At 65.3% G+C, this 21,352-nt stretch carries 20 protein-coding genes and 2 pseudogenes; 16 read left to right on the forward strand and 6 right to left on the reverse strand.

The annotated features are described in order from the left end of the window. From WKW80_RS32790 to cydX, 9 genes and pseudogenes are all read left to right on the forward strand, one after another. Nucleotides 1–172, forward strand: a pseudogene (locus tag WKW80_RS32790) (electron transfer flavoprotein subunit alpha/FixB family protein); the annotation flags it as partial. 72 nt (nucleotides 173–244) lie between these two features. Continuing rightward, nucleotides 245–2,035, forward strand: a complete 1,791-nt coding sequence (locus tag WKW80_RS32795; protein ID WP_340367770.1) for an acyl-CoA dehydrogenase — start codon at nucleotides 245–247, stop codon at nucleotides 2,033–2,035. 132 nt (nucleotides 2,036–2,167) lie between these two features. Continuing rightward, nucleotides 2,168–3,130 carry an NAD(P)H-dependent flavin oxidoreductase gene (locus WKW80_RS32800; RefSeq protein WP_340367771.1) on the forward strand — a complete coding sequence of 321 codons (963 nt, stop codon included), beginning with the start codon at nucleotides 2,168–2,170 and terminating at the stop codon, nucleotides 3,128–3,130. A gap of 51 nt (nucleotides 3,131–3,181) precedes the next feature. Then, nucleotides 3,182–4,291, forward strand: coding sequence for an acyltransferase family protein (locus WKW80_RS32805; RefSeq protein WP_422823010.1), 1,110 nt, complete (start codon nucleotides 3,182–3,184; stop codon nucleotides 4,289–4,291). Between the two features lie 145 nt (nucleotides 4,292–4,436). Beyond that, nucleotides 4,437–6,125: a thiol reductant ABC exporter subunit CydD gene (cydD, locus tag WKW80_RS32810; protein WP_340367773.1), complete on the forward strand. Its 1,689-nt coding sequence runs from the start codon at nucleotides 4,437–4,439 to the stop codon at nucleotides 6,123–6,125. Beyond that, nucleotides 6,122–7,816, forward strand: coding sequence for an amino acid ABC transporter ATP-binding/permease protein (locus WKW80_RS32815; protein ID WP_340367774.1), 1,695 nt, complete (start codon nucleotides 6,122–6,124; stop codon nucleotides 7,814–7,816). The genes cydD and WKW80_RS32815 overlap by 4 nt, the downstream gene beginning before the upstream one ends. A gap of 39 nt (nucleotides 7,817–7,855) precedes the next feature. Then, the gene (locus tag WKW80_RS32820; protein WP_340367775.1) at nucleotides 7,856–9,457 is read left to right on the forward strand and encodes a cytochrome ubiquinol oxidase subunit I; all 1,602 of its coding nucleotides are present in this window, start codon (nucleotides 7,856–7,858) and stop codon (nucleotides 9,455–9,457) included. 3 nt (nucleotides 9,458–9,460) lie between these two features. Continuing rightward, a pseudogene (gene cydB, locus WKW80_RS32825) lies at nucleotides 9,461–10,580 on the forward strand (cytochrome d ubiquinol oxidase subunit II). Between the two features lie 24 nt (nucleotides 10,581–10,604). After that, nucleotides 10,605–10,751, forward strand: coding sequence for a cytochrome bd-I oxidase subunit CydX (gene cydX / locus WKW80_RS32830; protein ID WP_340367776.1), 147 nt, complete (start codon nucleotides 10,605–10,607; stop codon nucleotides 10,749–10,751). 129 nt (nucleotides 10,752–10,880) lie between these two features. On the opposite strand, the gene WKW80_RS32835 is transcribed toward cydX, so the two are convergent. From WKW80_RS32835 to WKW80_RS32845, 3 genes are all read right to left on the reverse strand, one after another. Further along, on the reverse strand, nucleotides 10,881–11,303 hold the full coding sequence (locus WKW80_RS32835) for a cupin domain-containing protein (protein WP_340367777.1): 423 nt from the start codon (nucleotides 11,301–11,303) through the stop codon (nucleotides 10,881–10,883). Nucleotides 11,304–11,374: 71 nt separating this feature from the next. Next, nucleotides 11,375–11,686 carry a hypothetical protein gene (locus tag WKW80_RS32840; protein WP_340367778.1) on the reverse strand — a complete coding sequence of 104 codons (312 nt, stop codon included), beginning with the start codon at nucleotides 11,684–11,686 and terminating at the stop codon, nucleotides 11,375–11,377. A gap of 116 nt (nucleotides 11,687–11,802) precedes the next feature. Beyond that, a complete protein-coding gene (locus WKW80_RS32845; RefSeq protein ID WP_340367779.1) occupies nucleotides 11,803–12,087 on the reverse strand; it encodes a hypothetical protein in 285 nt (94 codons plus the stop codon). Nucleotides 12,088–12,250: 163 nt separating this feature from the next. On the opposite strand from WKW80_RS32845, the gene aroC reads away from it, so the two are divergent. Both aroC and WKW80_RS37720 read left to right on the forward strand, forming a co-directional pair. Next, the gene (gene aroC, locus WKW80_RS32850; RefSeq protein ID WP_340367780.1) at nucleotides 12,251–13,375 is read left to right on the forward strand and encodes a chorismate synthase; all 1,125 of its coding nucleotides are present in this window, start codon (nucleotides 12,251–12,253) and stop codon (nucleotides 13,373–13,375) included. 111 nt (nucleotides 13,376–13,486) lie between these two features. Continuing rightward, nucleotides 13,487–14,413 (forward strand): rhomboid family intramembrane serine protease, encoded by a 927-nt coding sequence (locus WKW80_RS37720; RefSeq protein ID WP_479694163.1) that lies wholly within the window; start codon nucleotides 13,487–13,489, stop codon nucleotides 14,411–14,413. Between the two features lie 251 nt (nucleotides 14,414–14,664). Here the strand turns inward: WKW80_RS37720 and WKW80_RS32865 are convergent, their stop codons facing one another. Next, nucleotides 14,665–15,453 (reverse strand): IclR family transcriptional regulator domain-containing protein, encoded by a 789-nt coding sequence (locus tag WKW80_RS32865; RefSeq protein ID WP_340367782.1) that lies wholly within the window; start codon nucleotides 15,451–15,453, stop codon nucleotides 14,665–14,667. Between the two features lie 199 nt (nucleotides 15,454–15,652). Between WKW80_RS32865 and WKW80_RS32870 the strand changes: the two genes are divergently transcribed. From WKW80_RS32870 to WKW80_RS32890, 5 genes are all read left to right on the forward strand, one after another. After that, the gene (locus WKW80_RS32870) at nucleotides 15,653–16,573 is read left to right on the forward strand and encodes a shikimate dehydrogenase family protein (protein WP_340367783.1); all 921 of its coding nucleotides are present in this window, start codon (nucleotides 15,653–15,655) and stop codon (nucleotides 16,571–16,573) included. 24 nt (nucleotides 16,574–16,597) lie between these two features. After that, nucleotides 16,598–17,812, forward strand: a complete 1,215-nt coding sequence (locus WKW80_RS32875) for a lyase family protein (protein WP_340367784.1) — start codon at nucleotides 16,598–16,600, stop codon at nucleotides 17,810–17,812. After that, nucleotides 17,809–18,231, forward strand: a complete 423-nt coding sequence (locus tag WKW80_RS32880; protein ID WP_340367785.1) for a carboxymuconolactone decarboxylase family protein — start codon at nucleotides 17,809–17,811, stop codon at nucleotides 18,229–18,231. Before WKW80_RS32875 ends, WKW80_RS32880 begins: the two co-directional genes overlap by 4 nt. 80 nt (nucleotides 18,232–18,311) lie before the next feature. Continuing rightward, on the forward strand, nucleotides 18,312–19,079 hold the full coding sequence (locus WKW80_RS32885; RefSeq protein ID WP_340367786.1) for an alpha/beta fold hydrolase: 768 nt from the start codon (nucleotides 18,312–18,314) through the stop codon (nucleotides 19,077–19,079). A 143-nt stretch (nucleotides 19,080–19,222) separates the two neighbouring features. Continuing rightward, the gene (locus WKW80_RS32890; protein WP_340367787.1) at nucleotides 19,223–19,897 is read left to right on the forward strand and encodes a DsbA family oxidoreductase; all 675 of its coding nucleotides are present in this window, start codon (nucleotides 19,223–19,225) and stop codon (nucleotides 19,895–19,897) included. Between the two features lie 327 nt (nucleotides 19,898–20,224). Here WKW80_RS32890 and WKW80_RS32895 read toward each other — a convergent pair whose 3' ends face one another. Both WKW80_RS32895 and WKW80_RS32900 read right to left on the reverse strand, forming a co-directional pair. Further along, complete coding sequence (locus tag WKW80_RS32895) at nucleotides 20,225–20,629, reverse strand: cupin domain-containing protein (RefSeq protein WP_340367788.1); 405 nt, start codon at nucleotides 20,627–20,629, stop codon at nucleotides 20,225–20,227. A gap of 37 nt (nucleotides 20,630–20,666) precedes the next feature. After that, entirely contained in the window at nucleotides 20,667–21,296 is a 630-nt protein-coding gene (locus WKW80_RS32900; protein WP_340367789.1) for a flavin reductase family protein, read from the reverse strand. Nucleotides 21,297–21,352 lie beyond the last annotated feature (56 nt).

The raw sequence follows: 21,352 nt of genomic DNA on the forward strand, positions 1-21,352 counted from the left end.
CTACATCGCAGCGGGCATCTCGGGTGCGATCCAGCATCTGGCCGGCATGAAGGACTCCAAGGTGATCGTCGCGATCAACAAGGACGAAGAAGCCCCGATCTTCTCGGTGGCCGACTACGGCCTCGTGGCTGATTTGTTTACGGCGGTGCCGGAACTGGTGAAGGCGCTCTAAGGCCTCGGAGCCCGACAGCATCAAGGGCATCGTTCGCGATGCCCTTTTCACATCTTTTCAGAGAGACAGGATATGAGCTACACCGCGCCCCTCAAGGACATGCTGTTCGACATCGAGCACCTGGCCAACATCGCCGAAGTCGCCAAGCTCCCGGGCTTTGAAGACGCCGGCCTCGAAACCGCGCAGGCCGTGCTCGAAGAATGCGCGCGCTTCAACCAGGATGTGATCGCGCCGTTGAACGTCGAAGGCGACCGCGCGCCTTCGACGTTCAAGGATGGCAAGGTCACGACCACTGCCGGCTTCAAGGACGCCTACGCGCAATACGCCGCGGGAGGCTGGCAAGGCATTCAACACCCGACCGAATTCGGTGGCCAGGGCTTGCCCAAGACCATCGGCGCGGCCTGCACCGAGATGATCAACTCGGCCAACATGAGCTTCGCTCTGTGCCCGCTGTTGAGCGACGGCGCGACCGAAGCGCTGTTGATGGCCGGCTCGGACGAACTCAAATCGACCTATCTCGAAAAACTCATCGCCGGCCAATGGACCGGCACGATGAACCTCACCGAGCCGCAGGCCGGCAGCGATCTCGCATTGGTGCGCAGCCGCGCAGAGCCGCAGCCCGACGGCACCTACAAGGTCTTCGGCACGAAGATCTTCATTACCTATGGCGAGCACGACATGGCCGAGAACATCGTGCATCTCGTGCTGGCCCGCGTGACCGGCGCACCTGAAGGTGTCAAGGGCATCAGCCTGTTCATCGTGCCGAAGTTCATGGTCAACAAGGACGGTTCGCTGGGTGAGCGCAACGACGTGCATTGCGTGAGCATCGAGCACAAGCTGGGCATCAAGGCATCGCCGACCGCAGTGCTGCAATACGGGGACAACGGCGGTGCCGCAGGCTATCTCGTCGGCGAGGAAAACCGTGGTCTCGAGTACATGTTCATCATGATGAACGTGGCGCGCTTTGGCGTCGGAGTGCAGGGCATCGCGGTGGCAGAGCGTGCCTACCAGGCGGCCGTGGCCTATGCAAAGGAACGCGTGCAGAGCCGTCCGGTCGATGGTTCGATCAAGGCCAGCGCGCCGATCATTCACCACCCCGACATCAAGCGCATGCTGATGACGATGCGCGCTTACGTCGAAGGCTGCCGTGCCATGGCCAGCGTCGGCGCAGCGGCTTACGACGCGGCACACAGGCATCCGGATTCCGACGCGCGCAAGGAGAACGAAGCCGTCTACGACTTTCTCGTTCCGCTCGTCAAGGGCTACAGCACCGAGATGAGCCTGGAAGTGGCATCGCTTGGCGTGCAGGTGCACGGCGGCATGGGCTTCATCGAGGAAACCGGCGTGGCGCAGTACCTGCGCGATGCCAAGATCCTGACGATCTACGAAGGCACGACGGCGATCCAGGCCAATGACCTGGTGGGCCGCAAGACCATGCGCGACGGCGGCGCAACCGCGAGGGCGGTCGCCGCGCAGATCGAGAAGACGGAAGCCGAATTGGCCAAACGGAGCAGTGCTGCATCGGCCTCGATGCTGAAGCGCCTCAAGGCGGGCCGCGAAGCCTTGCTCGACGTGGTCGACTTCGTCGTGACCCAGGCCAAGGGCTCGCCCAACGCAGTGTTCGCCGGCAGCGTGCCGTACCTGATGCTCGCAGGCAATGTGGTGGCCGGGTGGCAGCTCGCTCGCTCGCTGATCATCGCGGAAGACCTCGCTTCGCAGAACAACGACGTCGAGTTCATGCAGGCCAAGATCGCGACCGCGCGCTTCTATGCGGAGCACATCCTCAACAAGGCGCCCGGCCTGCGCGACAGCATCGTCGAAGGCGGCGAGAGCGTGACTGCGATGGCGCTCGAGGCGTTCTGACACTCGAGCGGCCGAACGCAGAGGTCGCGAAGGTTACGCAGGAATCGCAGAAGTAAATCCAGAATCTGATGGTATTGCTTCTGCGTCGGCTGCCCGCTCCCGTATTCAACATTCCCAACAGACAAACCGATCATGTCGAAACTGCCCCCCGTCCTCGCCAACCTGCCGTTGCCCATCATCGGTTCGCCGCTGTTCATCATCAGCAACCCAAAGCTCGTGGTTGCGCAATGCAAGGCAGGCGTGGTCGGTGCGATGCCCGCGCTCAATGCGCGCCCGGCTTCGCAGCTGGAAGATTGGCTGGCCGAGATCACCGAAGAACTCGCCGCCTACAACAAGGCCAATCCGGACAACCCGGCCGCGCCGTTCGCCATCAACCAGATCGTGCACAAGAGCAACGACCGGCTCGAGCACGACATGGAGATGGTCGTGAAGTACAAGGTGCCGATCGTCATTACCTCGCTCGGCGCGCGCACCGACGTCAACGATGCGGTGCACAGCTACGGTGGCGTCACGCTGCATGACGTGATCGACAACAAGTTCGCGCGCAAGGCGATCGAGAAGGGCGCCGACGGCATCATCGCCGTGGCGGCCGGTGCCGGCGGCCACGCGGGCGTGAAAAGCCCGTTTGCGCTGATCCACGAAATCCGCCGCTGGTTCGACGGCCCGATCGCGTTGTCGGGCTCGATCGCCACCGGCGATGCGGTGCTCGCTGCGCAGGCCATGGGCGCCGACTTCGCCTACATCGGCACCGCTTTCATCGCGACCGAGGAAGCACGCGCCAGCGCCGACTACAAGCAGGCCATCGTCGACGGCACGTCCGACGACATCGTCTACTCGAACCTGTTCACCGGCGTGCATGGCAACTACCTGGCGCCGTCGATCGTCGCGGCCGGAATGGACCCGAAAAACCTGCCTGAGGGCGACCTGAAGACGATGAACTTCGGCGGTGGCGAAGGCAGCAAGGCCAAGGCCTGGAAGGACATCTGGGGCTCGGGCCAGGGCATCGGCGCGGTCACGGAAGTGGCAACGGCAGCTGCTTTCATCGAGAAACTGAAGGGCGAGTACTTTGCCGCCCGCAAGCGCCTCGCGCTTTAATTGACGACACGCACCGCGGCGACCCCGCCGCAGCAGTCCGCGGCGGGGCGCATGCCGCTCCTCGATGCGACCAAGGGCGTGGCTTGCCTGCTCATCGTCGGGCACCACCTGGTTCGCTACGGACCCCTGTCCGAAGGGGCGGCGCCGCTTGCGCCGCGCCTGTTCGGCTGGCTCTCGCAGGATGGCAGGCTCGCGGTGCAGGTCTTCCTGGTACTTGCCGGTTTCCTGGCCGCCGCGAGCCTTGCGCCCGCGGGCCTGTTGCGAAGCGACCGGTCGGCAATGCGCGCGCTCTACCAGCGTTACGGGCGCCTGGTCATGCCTTACCTTGTGGCGCTCATCTGCACGGTGCTGGTGGCGGCGGCGGTGCGGCCCTGGCTGGACGACGAAGCCGTGCCAGGCGCGCCAAGCCTGCCGCAACTCATCGCGCACGGATTGTTGTTGCAGGACCTGCTGGGCTATGAGGCGCTGTCGGCAGGCGTCTGGTACGTGGCCATCGACTTTCAGTTGTTCGCGGTTGCTGTCTTGGTGTTTGGCCTGGCCGGGCTGATGCAGCGGTATTGGCGCCTGCCGCCCGTGCAGGCGCGCCGGGTTGGCGTGACGCTGGTCGCGGGCCTTGTCGTTGGCTCGCTGCTGGTGTTCAACCGGCAAGCCTCGCTGGACATCACGGCCATTTATTTCTTCGGTGCCTATGGGCTCGGCATGCTGGGCTTCTGGATCGGTCGCGCCACGCGCGACATCACGTGGCGCAGTGCCGTGGCCTTGCTCGGCACGCTGGGCCTGGCGGCGTTGGCCGTCGACTGGCGCAGCCGCATTGCGGTGGCGCTGGTCGCGGTCCTCGCGGTCGTGATGGCCGACCGCCGCGGCTGGCTGGCGCCGAAGCATTGGCCGGTGGTGGCCATGCCTCTCTTGCTGTTGGGCCGGATCTCCTACTCGTTGTTCCTGATTCACTTTCCGGTGATCCTGCTGGTCAATGCGATCGTCAGCCGCTGGGCGCCGCGATCGGCCTGGGGCGACGCGGCCGGGTTGCTGGCGGCGGTGGCGCTGTCTCTTGGGGCCGCAACGGTGCTCTACACGCAGGTCGAGCAGCGTCCGGCAACTTGGCGGGCTCTGCTGATCATGTTCGGCGCACTCTTGCTGTGCGGCTTGCTTACGGCGCTGTAGGGAACATGGCCCCGCGTGCGCGGGTCATGCGCGGGTCGTGCGTGGGTCGTGCGCTCATGTGGCCGGTTTCCGCTGGCGAACGAAAGTCGTTGCACGCGGCGTTCGGAGAGAGCACCCTGCGGGGGGTGAACAACCTGATCGACGGATGACAACGCCATCGCCGAGTCCACACTTGCAATCGCTCCAGTCGCAGAAGGTCGGCAGCGCTGTGCAAGGTGCCGCGGCCTTGCTGTGGTTACCGCAGGCCGCACTGCTGGCCTGGGCCGTGCAGGGCCTTGCTTACGGCCGCGGCCTGGCAGCAGTCTGGTGGCCGGCCGGGGGTATCTTGGTGCTGGGCCTGCTGCGCGCAGCCTGCGAAGCCTGGGGTGCGCGCCGGGTCTTCGCGCAGGCCCGCGCCCACTTGTCGATCTTGCGGGCGCATGCGGCGGCGGCACTGGCCGCTGGATCGCCGCTGGATCGCGCGCGAGTGTCATCGGGCCTGGCGGCCAGCGTGATCGCCGAGCAGGCCGAAGCGGTGGTGCCTTACCTGGTGCACTATCAGCCGGCGCGCTGGCGCGTGATGGTGGTGCCGCTGGCCATCGCGACGGTGGTGGCAGGCTTGTCATGGGTCGCGGCGCTGGTGCTGTTGGTTGCGGCCCCGCTGATTCCTGTCTTCATGGCCTTCGTCGGCATGAGCGCGCAGGCGGCGAGCAAGGCGCAGATGCTGGAAATGGGCAGCATGAATGCGTTCCTGCTGGACCGCCTGCGCGGACTTGCCACCTTGCGTGCGCTGGACGCGGTGGATGCGACTGCGCAGCGTCTGGGCGAATCCGCGCAGTCGCTGCGGCGACGCACCATGGCTGTGTTGCGCATCGCGTTCCTGTCGTCGGCCGTGCTCGAACTGTTCTCCGCGCTCGGCGTCGCGATGGTGGCTGCGTATGTGGGATTCCATTTGCTGGGCACGCTGGCCTTCGGCACCTGGGGCCATCGGCTCAGCCTTGGAGAAGGCCTGTTCATCCTGCTGCTGGCGCCGGCGTTCTTCGAGCCATTGCGAGACATTGCCGCGGTCTGGCATGACCGCGCCGCTGGCGAGGCAGCCTTGAATGCGCTCGGCCAGATGGAGCGCCATGGGCTTGCATTTCCCGGCGGGCATGCAGCGGCGGTCAACGCCGAACCCGGGGTCGCGCACGCGCATGGGGCGCCGTCCGTGACAATGCGCGGCCTGCACTTTGCACACCCCGGAGAGGCACCCCTGTTCGGCGGCTTCGAACTTCGCATTGCAGCCGGCGAGCACGTCGCGCTGCTGGGCGCGAGTGGGTCGGGCAAGAGCGCGCTGCTGTCGCTGATAGCGGGCTTGTTGCCCGCCGCACGCGGCGAGATCGAGATCGGCGGCGTGCCGATGACCGATCGCACCGCGACCGCGTTGCGCCAGCGCATCGGCTGGATGGGGCAAAAGCCGCATGTGTTCGCGGGCTCGGTGGAAGCCAATGTCGCATTGGGCCGCAGCGGTGTCGGCGCGCCGCAGGTCGCGTCCGCCGTGCGATTGGTCGGGCTGGAAGCGGTGGCACAAGCGCATCCGGGTACTGCACTTGGCGAAGGCGGGGTCGGGCTCTCGGGCGGCGAGGCAGTGCGGCTCGCGATGGCACGCATTGCCGTTCATGCCGACGCTGTTTTGCTGCTCGTCGACGAACCCACTGCACACCTCGACACCGAGACTGCCGCGCACGTGGCAGATGCGCTGCTCGCATTGGCGTTCGGCAAGACATTGATCGTTGCCACGCACGACCCGGTGCTTGCTTCGCGCATTGGCCGCGTCGTCAATCTGGATGTCGAGTTGCTGGAGCGGGCGGCGTGACCGGATCGAGGCGCGATCTGCGTGCCGTGCTGCAGCCGTTCGTCGCTGCACAGCCGCGCGCCTTGCTGCTCGGCATGTCGTTGGCCGCGCTTACCGTGTTGACGGGCATGGCCCTGCTCGGCCTGTCGGGCTGGTTCATCACCGCCGCTTCGCTGGCCGGGTTGAATGCTTCAACGGCGATCATGTTCGATGTGTCCATGCCATCGGCCGGCATCCGGTTGCTGGCCGTCGGGCGCACCGCCTCGCGGTATGCGGAGCGGCTTGTCACGCACGATGCAACCTTTGGCGTGCTGGCGGCGCTGCGTGTGCGTTTGTTCCGTGGCTGGGCCCGAGCCGAGGCTGCGCGTGCGCTGCTTGCGCAACCGTCGCGGCTGCTGTTTCGCCTGACCTCCGATATCGACGCACTGGAGTCGCTCTATCTGCGCCTCATGGTGCCAGCGTTCGCGGCATTGGGTGCGGCCGTGCTGGCCGGCGTGGTCGTCGGCTTCATGCACGCAGGCGTGGGCCTCGCGCTGGGGCTCTGGCTGGTGGCATGCGGATGGGGCATGGCGATGGCCGTTGCCAGTCGTGCGCGCCGGCCCTCGGTGCTGCGCGGCCATGCGATCGAGGCACTGCGTGCGCGTGCGGTGGACCTGGTCGCGGGCCAGACTGACCTCGTGATGGCGGGTCGTGTCGATGCGCAACGCGATGCGTTGGCCAGCGCGGACGCGCGTCTTGCCAAGGCCGACCTGGCATTGAACCGGCTCGAGACTGCTGCCGGATTTGGCTACGGCGCTGCCAGCACGCTGAGCCTGGTCGTCATGTTGTCAGCGGTCGGCTGGCTGGCAGACAAGGGCGCCATCGGTGCGCCCGCCGCGGCGTTGGCATTGCTCATCGCGTTGACTGCGATAGAGCCGTTCGCGGCATTGCGGCGCGGGGCGCTCGATGCCGGGCGGACATGGCTCGCGGTAAAGCGGCTGGGTCCGCGCATGTCCGTCGTCGAAGAGACGTTGCTCGCACCGCCTGTCGATGAAGAAACGTCGTTTGCATTGCAATTGCGCGACGTGACTGCAGGCTATGCACAGAGCACAGTCCCCGTCGCTCGCCTGTCGCTCGCCATCGCTGCTGGCGAACGAGTTGCGCTGATCGGCCCGAGCGGCGCGGGCAAGTCCACATTGCTGGCCATTGCCGCCGGCGAGTTGACGCCGGTGGCCGGCAGCGTCGCAAGGCAACCCGCATGCCTGCTGACCCAGCGCACCGAACTGTTCCACGACAGCGTGCGCGATAACCTGCGCCTTGCCAACCCTTCGGCCGACGATGCCTGCCTATGGTCCGTGCTCGATGCGGCAGGTCTCGGCGACGAGGTGCGGGCCACGTCGGCGGGGCTGGACACCCCATTGGGCGAAGGTGGTCTGGGCTTGTCGGGCGGCCAGTCAAGACGACTTGCGCTCGCGCGACTCTTCTTGCGTAATACGCCCCTGTGGGTTCTCGATGAACCCACTGAAGCGCTGGACACCGTCACTGCGCGTGATGTGTTGCATCGGCTGTCCGGCCATGTTGCAGGCAGGAGTCTTCTTATCGCCACGCATCTGCGACGCGAGGCGGAGTTGGCGGATCGGCTGGTCTGCCTGAAGGAAGGTTGCGTCGTGGCCGACCTGAGGCGCGGCACGCACGCTTTCGACGCTGCGCTCCACGCGCTGCGTCACGATTGATGGACAACAAGAACCGACGTTGATTAAGAGGAGCGCCACATGGATCTGGACATCGTTGCTCTCTCGCGATTGCAGTTCGGCGCCACCGCGCTCTATCACTTCCTGTTCGTGCCGCTGACCATCGGGCTGTCGGTCCTGCTGGCCATCATGGAGACGGTCTACGTCATGACTGGCCGCGTCATCTGGCGCGACATCACCAAGTTCTGGGGCACGTTGTTCGGCATCAACTTTGCGATGGGCGTGGCGACGGGCGTGGTCATGGAATTCCAGTTCGGGATGAACTGGAGCTACTACAGCCACTATGTCGGCGACGTCTTCGGCGCGCCGCTGGCCATCGAGGCATTGATGGCGTTCTTTCTCGAAGCGACCTTTGTCGGGCTGTTCTTCTTCGGCTGGGACAAGCTGTCGAAGGTAGGCCACCTGGTCACGACCTACGCGGTGGCGATGGGCACCAACCTGTCGGCGCTGTGGATCCTGATTGCCAACGGCTGGATGCAGAACCCGGTCGGCGCGGTCTTCAACGCGAAGACGATGCGCATGGAGGTCAGCGACTTCTACGAGATCCTGACCAACACGGTGGCACAAGCCAAGTTCGTGCACACCGTGTCGGCGGGCTATGCGTGCGCGTCGATCTTCGTGCTGGGCGTGTCGGCCTGGTACCTGCTGAAAAACCGGCACGTCGAACTGGCCAAGCGCTCGATGACGGTTGCCGCGTCCTTCGGTCTTGCCGCCTCGCTGTCGGTCGTCTTGCTGGGCGACGAGAGCGGCTACCAGTCGAGCGAACACCAGAAGATGAAGCTCGCGGCCATCGAGGCCATGTGGGAAACGCATCCCGCGCCGGCACCGTTCACCGTCTTCGGCTTCCCCGACCAGGAAGCGCGCGAGACGCACTATGCCGTGCATATCCCGATGGTGATGGGCCTGATCGGCACGCGCTCGCTCAATACCGTGATTCCCGGCATCGACGAGTTGGTGAAGCGTGCCGAGGCGCGCATTGCCCAGGGCCTCAAGGCCTACGCCGCGCTGCAGCAGATACGCGAAGCCGGCAGCACGACGAGCGTGACGCAGGGCGTGCGCGACGCGTTCGAATTCAACGGACCGGACATGGGCTACGCGCTGCTGCTCAAGCGCTATGTCGACGACCCGCGCCAGGCCACGCCCGAGCAGATCCGGCAGGCGGCCTGGGACACGGTACCGCAGGTCGCGCCCCTGTTCTGGACCTTCCGCCTGATGGTCGGCATCGGCATGTTCCTCATCCTGCTGACGCTCACGTTCTTCGTGTTGTCGGCGCGCCGGCGGCTGGACCGGCACGCGTGGCTGCTCAAGCTCGCCGTGTTTGCGATTCCGCTGCCGTGGATTGCCGCGGAGGCCGGCTGGATGGTGGCCGAATTCGGCCGGCAGCCGTGGATCATCGAAGGCGTCTTGCCGACGGCCGTGGCGGTGTCGAACCTCGGCGCCACGACGTTGCTCATCACGCTGCTGGGCTTCATCGCGCTCTACACCTTGCTGTTGGTCATTGAATTGAAGCTGATGTTCAGGGCGATCCGCAACGGGCCACACGACGAGCATCCGCCGATGGTGGGTGATGTATTGCGCGGTTTCGGCAGAAACCCATCCAGGCCTTTCGCTTCAGGGAGCTGAATCATGATCCTTCACGATCTGCTGGGCTACGACACGCTGCGAATCATCTGGTGGCTGCTGCTGGGCATTGTGCTGGTCGGCTTTGCGCTGACGGACGGCTTCGACCTGGGCGCCGGCATCCTGCTGCCCTTCACCGGGCGCAACGACATCGAGCGTCGCGTCGTCATCAACAGCGTGGGGCCGGTGTGGGAAGGCAACCAGGTCTGGCTGGTGCTCGGTGGCGGCGCCATCTTCGCGGCCTGGCCGCAGCTCTATGCGGTGTCGTTCTCGGGCTTCTACCTTGCGCTGTTCGTGGTGCTGACGGCGCTGATCCTGCGGCCGGTGGCCTTCAAGTTCCGCAGCAAGCGCGACGATCCCGGCTGGCGCGCGCGCTGGGACTGGGTGCTGTTCTACAGCGGACTGGTGCCCTCGCTGATCTTCGGCGTGGCGATCGGCAACGTGCTGCAGGGCGTGCCGTTCCGCTTCACGCCCGACATGCACATCCTCTACGAGGGCAGCTTCATCGGCCTGCTCAATCCATTCGCGTTGCTGTGCGGGATGGTGTCGGTCGTGATGCTGGTGATGCATGCCGCCGGCTGGCTGGTGTTCAAGACCGACGGTGCGGTGGCCGAGCGGGCGCGCATGTTCGGCATGCTGGCGGCGCTGCTGACGGTTGCGCTGTATGCGCTGGCCGGCGTGCTGTTGCTGACCGTGGTGAACGGCTACCGCATCACCAGCGTCGTCGACGGAGGTGCGCGCCGGCGCCTGGTTTGCAAATTACGCCGCCCACCCGTGGACGTTGATCGCGCCCGCGGCCGGGTTCGCCGGTGCCATTGGCGCACTGCTGGCATTGATCGCGCGGCGCGGCGGGCTGGCGCTGCTCTGCTCGGGGCTTGGCATCGCCGGCATCATCCTGAGCGTGGGCGCGTCGATGTTCCCGTTCATCATGCCGTCGAGCATCGACCCGCGCGCCAGCCTGATGGTGTGGGACTCGTCATCGAGCCACATGACGCTCTTCATCATGTTGGTGACGACCGGCATCTTCCTGCCGATCGTGCTGGCCTACACGAGCTGGGTCTATCACGTGCTGTGGGGCAAGGTGGATGAAGACGCGATACGCGAAGAGCGGGGCCATGCCTACTGATTCCCCGCGTGGAAAGGAAATCTGATGTGGTACTTCTCGTGGATTCTGGGGCTGCCGTTGGCAGCAGCTTTTGCGGTGCTCAATGCCATGTGGTACGAACTGATGGACGACGATGCGATTCGCAAGGCGACGCTGGAGCCTGAAGGCCCGCAGGGGCAGGAGCGGCTTTAGCGCAGTGAGATGTAGCGCAGTGAGATACCCGGGATACCGTGGAACCGGCTTGGCCGGGCCGCTGGTATCGCCCCTCAAGGGGCCTCGTGGGGGAGGCGCCGCAGGCGCTTCGGGGTCGTTTCTTCCTGACTACTCCCAGGGCGTTGCCGGCGGTACGGCCGCTGCGGCTTCCACGTCGACGCTCTTGAAATCCGCCGGCGACACGATCTCCAGGTACTCCATGTCGGGCGAGTAGTCGAACAGGTAATGCCGGATGCCGGGGCGCTGGTGCACCACGTCGCCGGCCTCGACCAGGGTTTCCTTGTCCTCGTACATGAAGCGGGCCCAGCCCTTGACCATGATGACGATCTGGAAGTTCGCCTCATGCCGGTGCCAGCCGGTGCCTTCGTCCGGGGGCATGTTGGCCTTCACCAGGTGCGCAATGACCTGGCCATTGGTTGCTTCGGCCACGCCGAGGTCGCGGTACAGGAAAAAATCTCGCAATCCGCCGGAGACGAATTGGGTATCGCCGGGCTTGACGTGCGAGAACTTGGTGGCGGTACGGTCCAACATGGGGCACTCCTTCCGAGATGGTTTGCTGCTGCACTGCAGCACGCAAAAACCATTCCTGAAGGAGGCCGGCTCTATGTGGCGCTGACGATCGAAAGAGGGCGCGCCTGGCGCTCGCGCGTTATCAGGAATCGCGCGCGCAATTGCCGCGCGAGGGCGGGTGCGTTGCGCTGGATCAATGCGACCCCGTAGCTGCCAAGCGGTTGCCCTTCGAGGCTGATCTGCACGCTCGAAAAGTAATGGCCGAGCGCATCGCAGGCATCCCAAAGACACCTTTCGAGCGACTCGAGCGTGGTCTCGGTATGCACGAACGAGTTGCCACCGGCACTGAGGCAATACGCATAGACCTGGGGGCGAATGCAGCGGATCTGGAGGTGGGGTTGCATGAAAACCTTCACGGATTGCGGTCGTCATTCGACCGAGGTCCAAAGGTATGCATCGAGGAAAGTAGTGTCCATACGTCGTATGGCTACGCAATTAGATCGACAGCAATGGCGCCTTCCTACACCGGCAGCATTGTCCACGGCGCGTCGCGAAATGCGATTTCGTGTTCCTTCATGGCCTGCGCCAGCCGTGCGATTTCCGCTGCGGCGCCGGGCATGCGGCGGGCGAGGGCGTCGATCTGCCTTGCATAGGCATCGGTCAATTCCTGCCATTGCCTGAAATCAGTGCCCATGTCGCTGATTGCGCTCATCATTTCGTAGCCGTCCATTTCCGCCTTTTCGGCGTTGTTCTGGCCATCCCCTTTCGTCGGGAACGGCAGGGATGCAATGGTCCGAATGGCCAAGCCATGCGGCTTTAAACGTGCAACTGAAAGTACTACGCAATGTTACCCTGCGATAACTATTTGGTTTGCAATTCTGTTGCGTGAAAACCGCATTCGCACCGCTTTGTCGTGTGACGTGCGGTTGCGAGGGGCCGCGTGGCGTTTGTTGGGATAATCCCGCGCCATGAGCGGCAATACCTTCGGCACCCTTTTCGCAGTCACCAATTTCGGTGAATCCCACGGCCCTGCGATCGGGTGCGTCATCGACGGCTGCCCGCCCGGCATGGCGCTCAGCGAAGCCGATATCCAGGGCGACCTCGACCGCCGCCGCCCCGGCACCAGCCGCCATGTCACGCAACGCAACGAGCCCGATGCGGTGCAGATCCTCTCGGGCGTGTACGAGGGCAAGACCACCGGCACGCCGATCGCGCTGCTGATCCAGAACACCGACCAGCGCAGCAAGGACTACGGCAACATCGCCCAGCAGTTCCGTCCCGGCCACGCCGACTACACCTATTGGAAGAAGTACGGCATCCGCGATCCGCGGGGAGGAGGCCGCTCGTCGGCCCGGCTCACGGCGCCGATGGTGGCCGCGGGCGCGGTCGCCAAGAAATGGCTGGCTGAAAAATACGGCACTGTGTTCCGCGGGTGCATGGCCCAGATCGGCGAGATCGTGATTCCCTTCGATAGCTGGGAGCACGTGCCAAACAACCCCTTCTTCGCACCGACGGCGGATGTGTCGCAGCTCGAGGCCTACATGGACGCGCTGCGCAAGGCCGGCGACTCCTGCGGCGCGCGCATCCGCGTGACCGCGTCCAACGTGCCCGTGGGGCTGGGCGAGCCGCTGTTCGACAAGATGGATGCCGACATCGCCTACGCCATGATGGGCATCAACGCGGTCAAGGGGGTGGAGATCGGTGCCGGCTTTGCAAGCGTGACTCAGCGTGGCACCGTGCATGGCGACTCGATCACGCCGCAAGGTTTCGTCACCAACAACTCGGGCGGCACGCTAGGCGGCATCACCAGCGGGCAAGACCTCGAGGTCAGCATCGCGATCAAGCCGACCAGCTCGATCATCAGCCCGCGCCAGTCCGTCGACGTGAACAACCAGCCCGTCGAAGTCATCACCAAGGGTCGCCATGACCCGTGCGTGGGCATTCGCGCGACGCCGATTGCCGAGGCGATGCTGGCGCTCGTGGTGATGGAGCATGCCTTGCGCAACCGTGCCCAGAACGCCGACGTGGGCGCGGCCCGCATGCTCCACATGAGCGACGCCGCCGCGGCCTCACTGCAAGCCTCCTTTCTCTGAGCGGCGACGGCGCCGGATGCCGCGGGGCGCGGTCATCTGCTGGCGTTCGCGGCCCTGTCGGGCAGCTACTTCGCGCACATCGGGTTCTTCAATCCGTACCTGCCACTGTGGCTGAAGGCCCAGGGACCGCCGATCTTCACGATCAGCTTGCTGGCGGCCGTGCAGTCGCTTTCGCGGGTGTTCGCGCCCTATGCATGGGGCGCGCTGTCCGACCACACCGGGGAGCGCGTGCGGCTGCTGCGCATCAGTGCGGCGATTGCGCTCATGGTGTCGTTTCGGCCTGTGGTTCCATGGCGGCGCCTGGTGGATCGCGCTGGTCCTCCTGCTGCGGTTCACCCACACCAGTTCGATGATGGGGCTCACCGAAGGGGCGCTCGCGTCATGGAACACTGGCATGTTCTCGCCCGTCTTTTCCCTGAATCAACCAACGGAATCCACCCGATGTTTCGCATGCCACCCGTGACCCGGGCCCTGATCCTCGCTTGCGTGGTCGTGTATTTCGCCGACTCGCTACCCGGCCTCGACCTGGAGGCCTTGATGCTTTGGCCGATAGGCTCCGGCAACTTCATGCCCTGGCAGGTGCTGAGCTATGCCTTCCTGCACGGCGGTCCGTCGCACCTGATCTTCAACATGTTCGGGTTGTGGATGTTCGGCTCCGAATTGGAGCGCGTGTGGGGGCCGCGCCGGCAATTGGTCTTCTATTTCGCGAGCGTGCTGGGCGCTGCGCTGATGCAATTGCTGGTCGCCGCGTGGAGTGGTGCCACGGAGCCCACGATCGGCGCCTCGGGCGGCTTGTTCGGCCTGCTGCTGGGCTTCGCGATGCTGTTTCCAAACCGGAAAATCGTGCCGTTGATCCCGCCGATTCCGATGCCTGCGTGGTTGTTCGTGCTGATCTACGGGCTGGTCGAATTGGGGTTGGGCGTGACCGGCACGCTCAACGGGGTGGCGCATTTCGCGCATCTGGGCGGCATCGTCGGTGGCTGGCTGACGTTGCGGTATTGGCGGGGGCAGCCGCCCTTTGGGTGGGGTCGGCGATAAGACGCCTGGGTCAAGTTCCGCATCGCCTGCGCCGTCTCGCGCAGCATTGGCAGAACCCGTTTCAATTCCAAGGTGTGCGGTCTCCGACCGCGACGGCGCCCGGCTCACGGGCCGAATGCTTCAAGCGCGTGACGTGAGAACCGGCGTTTGCGTGCAAGCCCGGCGATCTTGAACACAACATGAAGTTCGAGCCCGGAAGTCCTACGCTCAACAAGTCGCAACTCCTCGAGTTGTCGTACAGCACTGGGCTCCTAAATCAAATTCCGCATCGCCTGCGCCGTCTCGCGCAGCACCGGCAGCACCCGCTTCACCGCATCCTCGCTGCTCTCATGCCCCATCGGCATCGTGATGTTGAGTGCACCGACCAGTTCGCCTCGGCGGTCCCGCAGCGGCACGGCGATGCCGCGCGAATTGAGGTCGAGTTGCTGCTCCGACAGCGCCCAGCCCTGTGCGCGGATGCGCATGAGTTCGAGGTGCATGCGCTCCTTGCTCGCGATGGTGTGCGAGGTGAACACGGCGAGTTCGTGCGCAGCGAGCCAGCTGTCCAGTTCGGCGTCGCCGCGCAAGGCCAGCATCAGCATGCCCGATGCCGTGACCTGCGCAGGCGCGCGCGCGCCCAGCACATAGCCGGTGCTCATGCTGCGGTTGGGGCCGTTGCGCGCGATGTAGACCACCTCGTCGCCGTCCATCACGCTCAGGTAGACGATCTCATGCGTGCCGGCCGACACGCGCTGCAGGAAGGGCTGGACGATGCGCGGCAGCCGGGCCGATTCGAGGTACGACTGCCCGAGCCTCAACACCCGTGGCGTGAGCCAGAACAGCTTGCCGTCGCTCGCCACATAGCCCATGTGCTGCAGCGTCAGCAGGTAGCGCCGGGCGGCAGTGCGCGTCATGCAGGTGCGCTGGCCGGCCTGGCTGGCCGTGAGGCGGGGGTTGGCATCGTCGAAGGCCTCGATCACGCTGATGCCGCGTTCGAGGCCGGCGATCCAGTCGCGCTTTTCGAGCCCGGGTGGGGGAGCCTGCGCTTCGTCTCTTGCCATCGTGCGAGTCCTTCGCATTATTGTGTCGAGGCGACGGTTGCCTCGGTGAAACCCCGGCAAGCGGATGATGATCGCCTGAGGCTGTTCGATGATCGCACGAAACCAGCGAAAAGAGATTCGCATTCGGCATCGAGCCGTTAAAGTCCGGGCAAACCCGCATCGCCGCGCGAGCGATTGCCTGAATAACGGAGCGTGAGACATGCAGGCCATCAATGGCACGACCGACCTCTACCTGATCCCGGGCGACCCAATTGCCAATGTCCGCGTGCCGCGCATGTTCAACGCCGTGTTCGAGCGCTTCGGCATCGACGCGGTGATGGTGCCGACACGCGTGGCCGCGCGTGACCTGGGCGTGTTCCTGAAAGCCAGCTTCCTCGCGAAGAACGTGAAGGGCATGGTGATCGCGCCGCCGCACAAGCCGCTCATCGTGAGCCTGCTCGACGGCTGCGGCCTGTTCGGGCGCGTGGCGGGGTCGGCCAACATCGTGCGACGCCTCGACAACGGTGAACTCGAAGGCGACCTGTTCGACGGCGAAGGCCTGGTCCATGCGCTCGACTACTACAACATCCCTTTTCGCGGCAAGCGCGTGCTGGTGCTTGGCGCCGGCGTGAGTGCCGCGGCCATCGGCGTGGCGCTGGCGGAGGGCGGCACGGTCGATGGGGCCGAGCACATCGCGTTCTACGACCCGGTGGCGGGCAAGGCGATCGGACTGGCGACGCAGCTCGATTCGTTTTTCGACGCGACGGTGGTGTCGGTCGACTCCAGCGATCCGGCAGGTTACGACCTGGTGGTGAACGCCTCGCAACTCGGGCTGGCGCCGGGCGATGCGCTGCCATGCGACGTGTCGCGCATGGAATCGCATGCGGCGCTGTTCGACATCCTGCTGCGTGGGCAGCCGACGCCGCTGGTGCAGGCCGCGCGCGCACGCGGGCTCAATGCACAGGCGGGGTTCGAGATGCTGATTCAGCAGATGCCCAACTACCTCGATTATTTCGGCCATGGCGTGGCCGCCAACGGCGTGCGCCACGACATGCGGTTCCTGCGCGAGCAGATCTATCCCGAGGCGATGCGCAACGAGATTGCCGCACCGCTGCGCTACCACTCGGCCAGCGTGGCCTGAGCCGCTTCAAACTGGGCCATTTCCATGAGCATCTTCGAAGGCTTTCTCTCCACCACGGAAACGCTCGCCGCGTTCGACGACCGCAGCTTTGTCGACGCCATGCTGCGCTTCGAGGCCGCGCTCGCGCGGGCGCAGGCCGCAGTCGGCCTCATCCCCGAATCGGCCGCGCAGTCGATCGTCGGCAGTTGCAAGGTCGAGCTGTTCGACGTCGCCCGCATCGTGCGCGAGAGCAGTCGCGCCGGCAGTGTGGCAATCCCCCTGGTCAAGGCGCTGAAAGAGGCGGTGGGGCTGTTCAATGCCGACGCAGTGGCGTACACGCATTTCGGCAGCACCAGCCAGGACGTGATCGACACGGCGATGGCGCAGGTCACGCGCAACGCGATGGCGCATGTCGAGGCCGACCTTTCGCGCGCCATCGATGCGCTGCTGGACCATGCCGTCCAGCATGCGACGACGCCGGTGCTGGCGCGTACGCTGATGCAGCCGGCCTCCGTCACGAGCTTCGGCTTCAAATGCGCGGGCTGGGTTGCGCCGCTGGTGCGCAGTCGCGCCCGGCTGCGCGTGGCAAAGGCCAATGCGCTCAACGTGCAGCTTGGCGGCGCGGTCGGCACGCGCGCGCAGATGGGTGACAAGGGCGGCGACGTGATGCAGCGCATGGCTGACGACCTCGGCCTCGGCAATGCGCGCGCCACCTGGCACACGCAGCGCGACGAATGGATTGCGCTGGGCTGCGAACTGGGGCTGATGGTCGGCGCACTCGGCAAGATCGCGCTGGACATCTCGCTGCTCGGGCAGTATGAGGTTGCCGAGGTCATGGAGCCTAGCGAGCCCGGCCGCGGCGGGTCTTCCGCGATGCCGCACAAGCGCAATCCGGTTGCATCGATGGTGGCGCTCGCTGCGGCGCAACGCACGCCGCAGCGCGTTGCTGCGCTGCTGGGCGCGATGCCGCAACAGCATGAGCGCGCGCTCGGTGCATGGCAGGCCGAGTTGGCGGAGTGGCCTCAACTGCTGATGTCGGCGCATGGCAGCGTGCGCGCGCTGGCCACGGCGTTGCCGGGGCTGCAGGTCGACGTGGCGCGAATGCGCGCCAACATCGACCGATTGCGCGCCGAGTTGCCCAAGGATGCGGCCGACGAATGGTTCAACCCCGCGCTCGCGCAGCACGCCGGGCGCCTGACGATCGAGCAAATCGAGCACTTGCGCAAGCCATCCAACCCGATCAAGGAACGCACCCGATGACCGATAACCAGAACACGATGACCGACTACGAAGAGGGCCTGGTGCACCGCCGCAGGGTGCTGGGCGATGCCTGGGTCGACCGGGCGCTGGCGAACCGCAACGCCTTCAACAGCGAGTTCCAGGAAATGATCACGCGCCACGCGTGGAACGACATCTGGGGCCGGCCCGCGCTGGGTGACAAGACGCGCCGGCTGATGGTGCTGTCGATGATGCTGGGCGTGCACGCGTACGAGGAGTTCGCGATGCACGTGCGCGCTGCGCTCGACGGACCGGTGGAGTCGCGCCTCACCCCTGAAGACATCAAGGAAGTGCTGATGATGTCGGCCATCTATTGCGGCGTGCCGGTGGCCAATCATGCGTTCGGCATCGCGACAGGCATCCTGCGCGAGAAGGGCCTGTTGCCCGCCGCTGCTGCGTGACCGCGGGCTCTGCCAGCCTGAGCCTCGCCGATGATCCGCTTGCAGTGGATGCCCCGAATCCAATCCCGTAAGGAGAGACCGTGACAATTCAATTGAACGTCGTTCGCGAAGGCCAAGGCCCGATCGTCGTGCTGAGCCATGCGCTGGGCTGCGACCTGCGCATGTGGGACGGCGTTGCCGCGCTGCTCGCACGCGCGCATACGGTGGTGCGCTACGACCACCGCAACCATGGCGGCTCGGCGCAGTCGACGGCAGACTTCGGCATCGAAACGCTGGCCGACGATGCGATTGCATTGATCGAGCGCGAAGCCGTGGGCGAGACGGTGCATTTCGTCGGCCTTTCGATGGGCGGGATGACGGCGCAGGCGCTGGCGGCGCGCCGGCCGGACTTGCTGCGCAGCGTGGTCATCGCCAATTCATCCGCGCATTACCCGGACCAGTCCCCATGGCGCGCCCGCGTGCAGGCGGTGGCGTCGCAAGGCGTGGCGGCCATCGCGCCGGGGGCGGTGTCGCGTTGGCTGACGCCGGAGTGGGTGTCGACTTTCGAGGGCGAGGCTGCGGCGATTGCGCTCCAGCAGACGCTCGAGAAGACCGATGCCACAGGCTACATTGCCAGCTGTAACGCAGTGGCGGCCATCGATTTTCGCGAGAGCAACCACCGCATCTCGGTGCCGACGCTGGTCATCGGTGGCCTGCAGGATGAGGCCACGCCGATGATGATGTCCAAGGAAATGGCCGATGCGATTCCGGGCGCGCGGCTCGTGACCATCAACGCGGCGCACCTCAGTGCCGTCGAGCGGCCGGCCGAGTTCGCCGAACTGCTCATCGACTTCTGGCGCAGCCTCTGAGTGAAGTTCGCCGGCCTCGTCGATGGGCCTTGTCGATGAGGTCCTGCGCGGCAGATTGCGCCCCAAGACCTTGAAGCTCCAAAGGTCGCCACCACAGTAAAGAATGTCGCTGTTCTTTCTTCACTGTCCTTGAGGCCGCATTCATGACCGCCCGACTCCAGATCGATTTCGTGTCCGACGTGTCTTGCCCATGGTGTGCCATCGGGCTGGGCGCGCTCGAGAGGGCGCTGGCGCGCGTGGCGCCGGATGTTCAGGCCGAATTGCGCTTCCAGCCGTTCGAGTTGAACCCGAACATGGTGCCCGAGGGCCAGGACATCGAGGAACACATTCGCGAGAAATACGGATCTTCGCCGGAGCAGCAGGCCCAGATGCGCGAGATGATCCGCCAGCGCGGCGAGGCGGTCGGCTTCGAGTTCGGCATCGGTTTGCGCAAGCGCATCTACAACACGTTCGACGCGCACCGCCTGCTTCACTGGGCTGAACTGCAAGGCCCCGCTCAACAGCGCGCGCTGAAGAAGGCATTGCTGAAGGCCTACTTCACCGAGGGCGAAAACCCGTCGGAACACCAACTTCTGCTGCGCGTGGTCGGCGCGGTCGGGCTCGACGTGGCGCGTGCGCGCGAGATCCTGACCGGCGACGAGTACGCCGCCGAAACGCGTTCGCGCGAGAAACTCTACCTCGATGCGGGCATCCACTCGGTGCCGGCGATCATCATCAACAACCAGCACCTGATTTCGGGCGGCCAACCGGTCGAAGTGTTCGAGCGGGCGCTGCGCCAGATTGCCGGTGCGCAGCCGTCCGAAACGGCTACGGCTTGAAATTAAACACCCCCGATGCGCCTGTGGCGCCTCCCCCTCGAGGGGGCGCACCCGGCGGCCCGGCAAAGCCGGTTCCGCGGGTGCCCACGAACAGACTTCGCAATGCTCGTCCCGGTTTCATGTGTCGCGGGTAACGCAATAGCGTGGTGAAAAACTGAAATGAGACACCCCCGATGCGCCTGCGGCGCCTCCCCCTCGAGGGACCTCGAGGGCGGCCCGGCAAAGCCGGTTCCGGGGGTGCTCACGAACAGACTTCGCAGTGCTCGTCCTGATTTCATGTGTCGCAGAAGACGCTGGGCGTCATGGCGCACCGATATGAGAGTCGGTTCACGCGTCAGGTTGCGACGAAGCCCGCGCTCTTGAAGAAGATGTTGGGCTTGCGATAGACGGCCAGCAGCACGCAGCCTTCGTCGGAACGGGTTTCGTGCATCGAGCCTGGCACGCGGTAGACGAACTGCCCGGCGCGCAGATGCCGTCATGGTCGTAGAAGGAGCCTTCGAGCACATAGCTCTGCTCGATCTCAGGGTGCTTGTGGAAAGGCAACACCGCGCCCGGCTCCCACTTGAGCAGCACCGTCATCTCGCCCACCGCGTCGTCACGGTAGAGCACCTTCATCTGGATCCCGGGGAATTGCGAGGGCTGCCACGCCAGTTGGGCCGGGTCGACGTAGACCGAGCCGCCCGGCGTCGGCGCAAGCCTGCCGCTGAGACGTTCATTGAAAACGGAGGACATGGAAGGCTCCTAGAGTGGTGGCTCGCGCGGCGAGCGGTCAAATCTCGTCGATCGACGTGCTGCGCGCGGCGCCCTGCGCGGCCAGCGAATAGCGTTCGCGCGTCTTCACGTAAAAACTAGCGCCGAAGCGCCCGATCGGAAAGTAGTTCTGCAGCCGTACGCGCCAGTTCTCGGTGTCGATGAGTTCGTCGCGCGCATGCATCCATCGCACCTGGCCGATGAAGATTTGTCGGCTCGTGGTCTCGAGCTTTTCCCACAGCGTGCATTCGAAGGCGACGGGCGCCTCCGCGATGCGCGGCGGCTTTACGGCGTTGCTGGGCAAGGCGGTGAATCCGACCAGGTCGAGTTCGCTCACATGCGGCGGATGGCGGTCGCCGCAGCGGTGCATCTGCTCGGCGGTATCCTCGTCGGGCAGGTGCACCACGAACTCGCCGGTGCGAACGATGTTGGCGGCCGTGTCCTTGAGCACGCCGTCCTGAAGGCGGTTGACGCTGATCATCACGATGGGCGGCTCCTCGCCGAGCATGTTGAACATGCTGAACGGCGCCGCGTTGACCACGCCGTCGGGCCCGATCGTAGTGACCAGCGCGATCGGGCGTGGCACGATCAGGCTTGCCATGAGTTTGTAGCGCTGGTGCTCGGTGAGCGCAGCGAAATCGATGTCCATGGATGTATGTCCGGGTTGCTCACAGTACGTTACCCCGAATCTTGCGCGGCGGGTTT

The organism is Variovorax humicola (assembly GCF_037889915.1).
Classification (GTDB): Bacteria; Pseudomonadota; Gammaproteobacteria; order Burkholderiales; family Burkholderiaceae_C; genus Variovorax; species Variovorax humicola.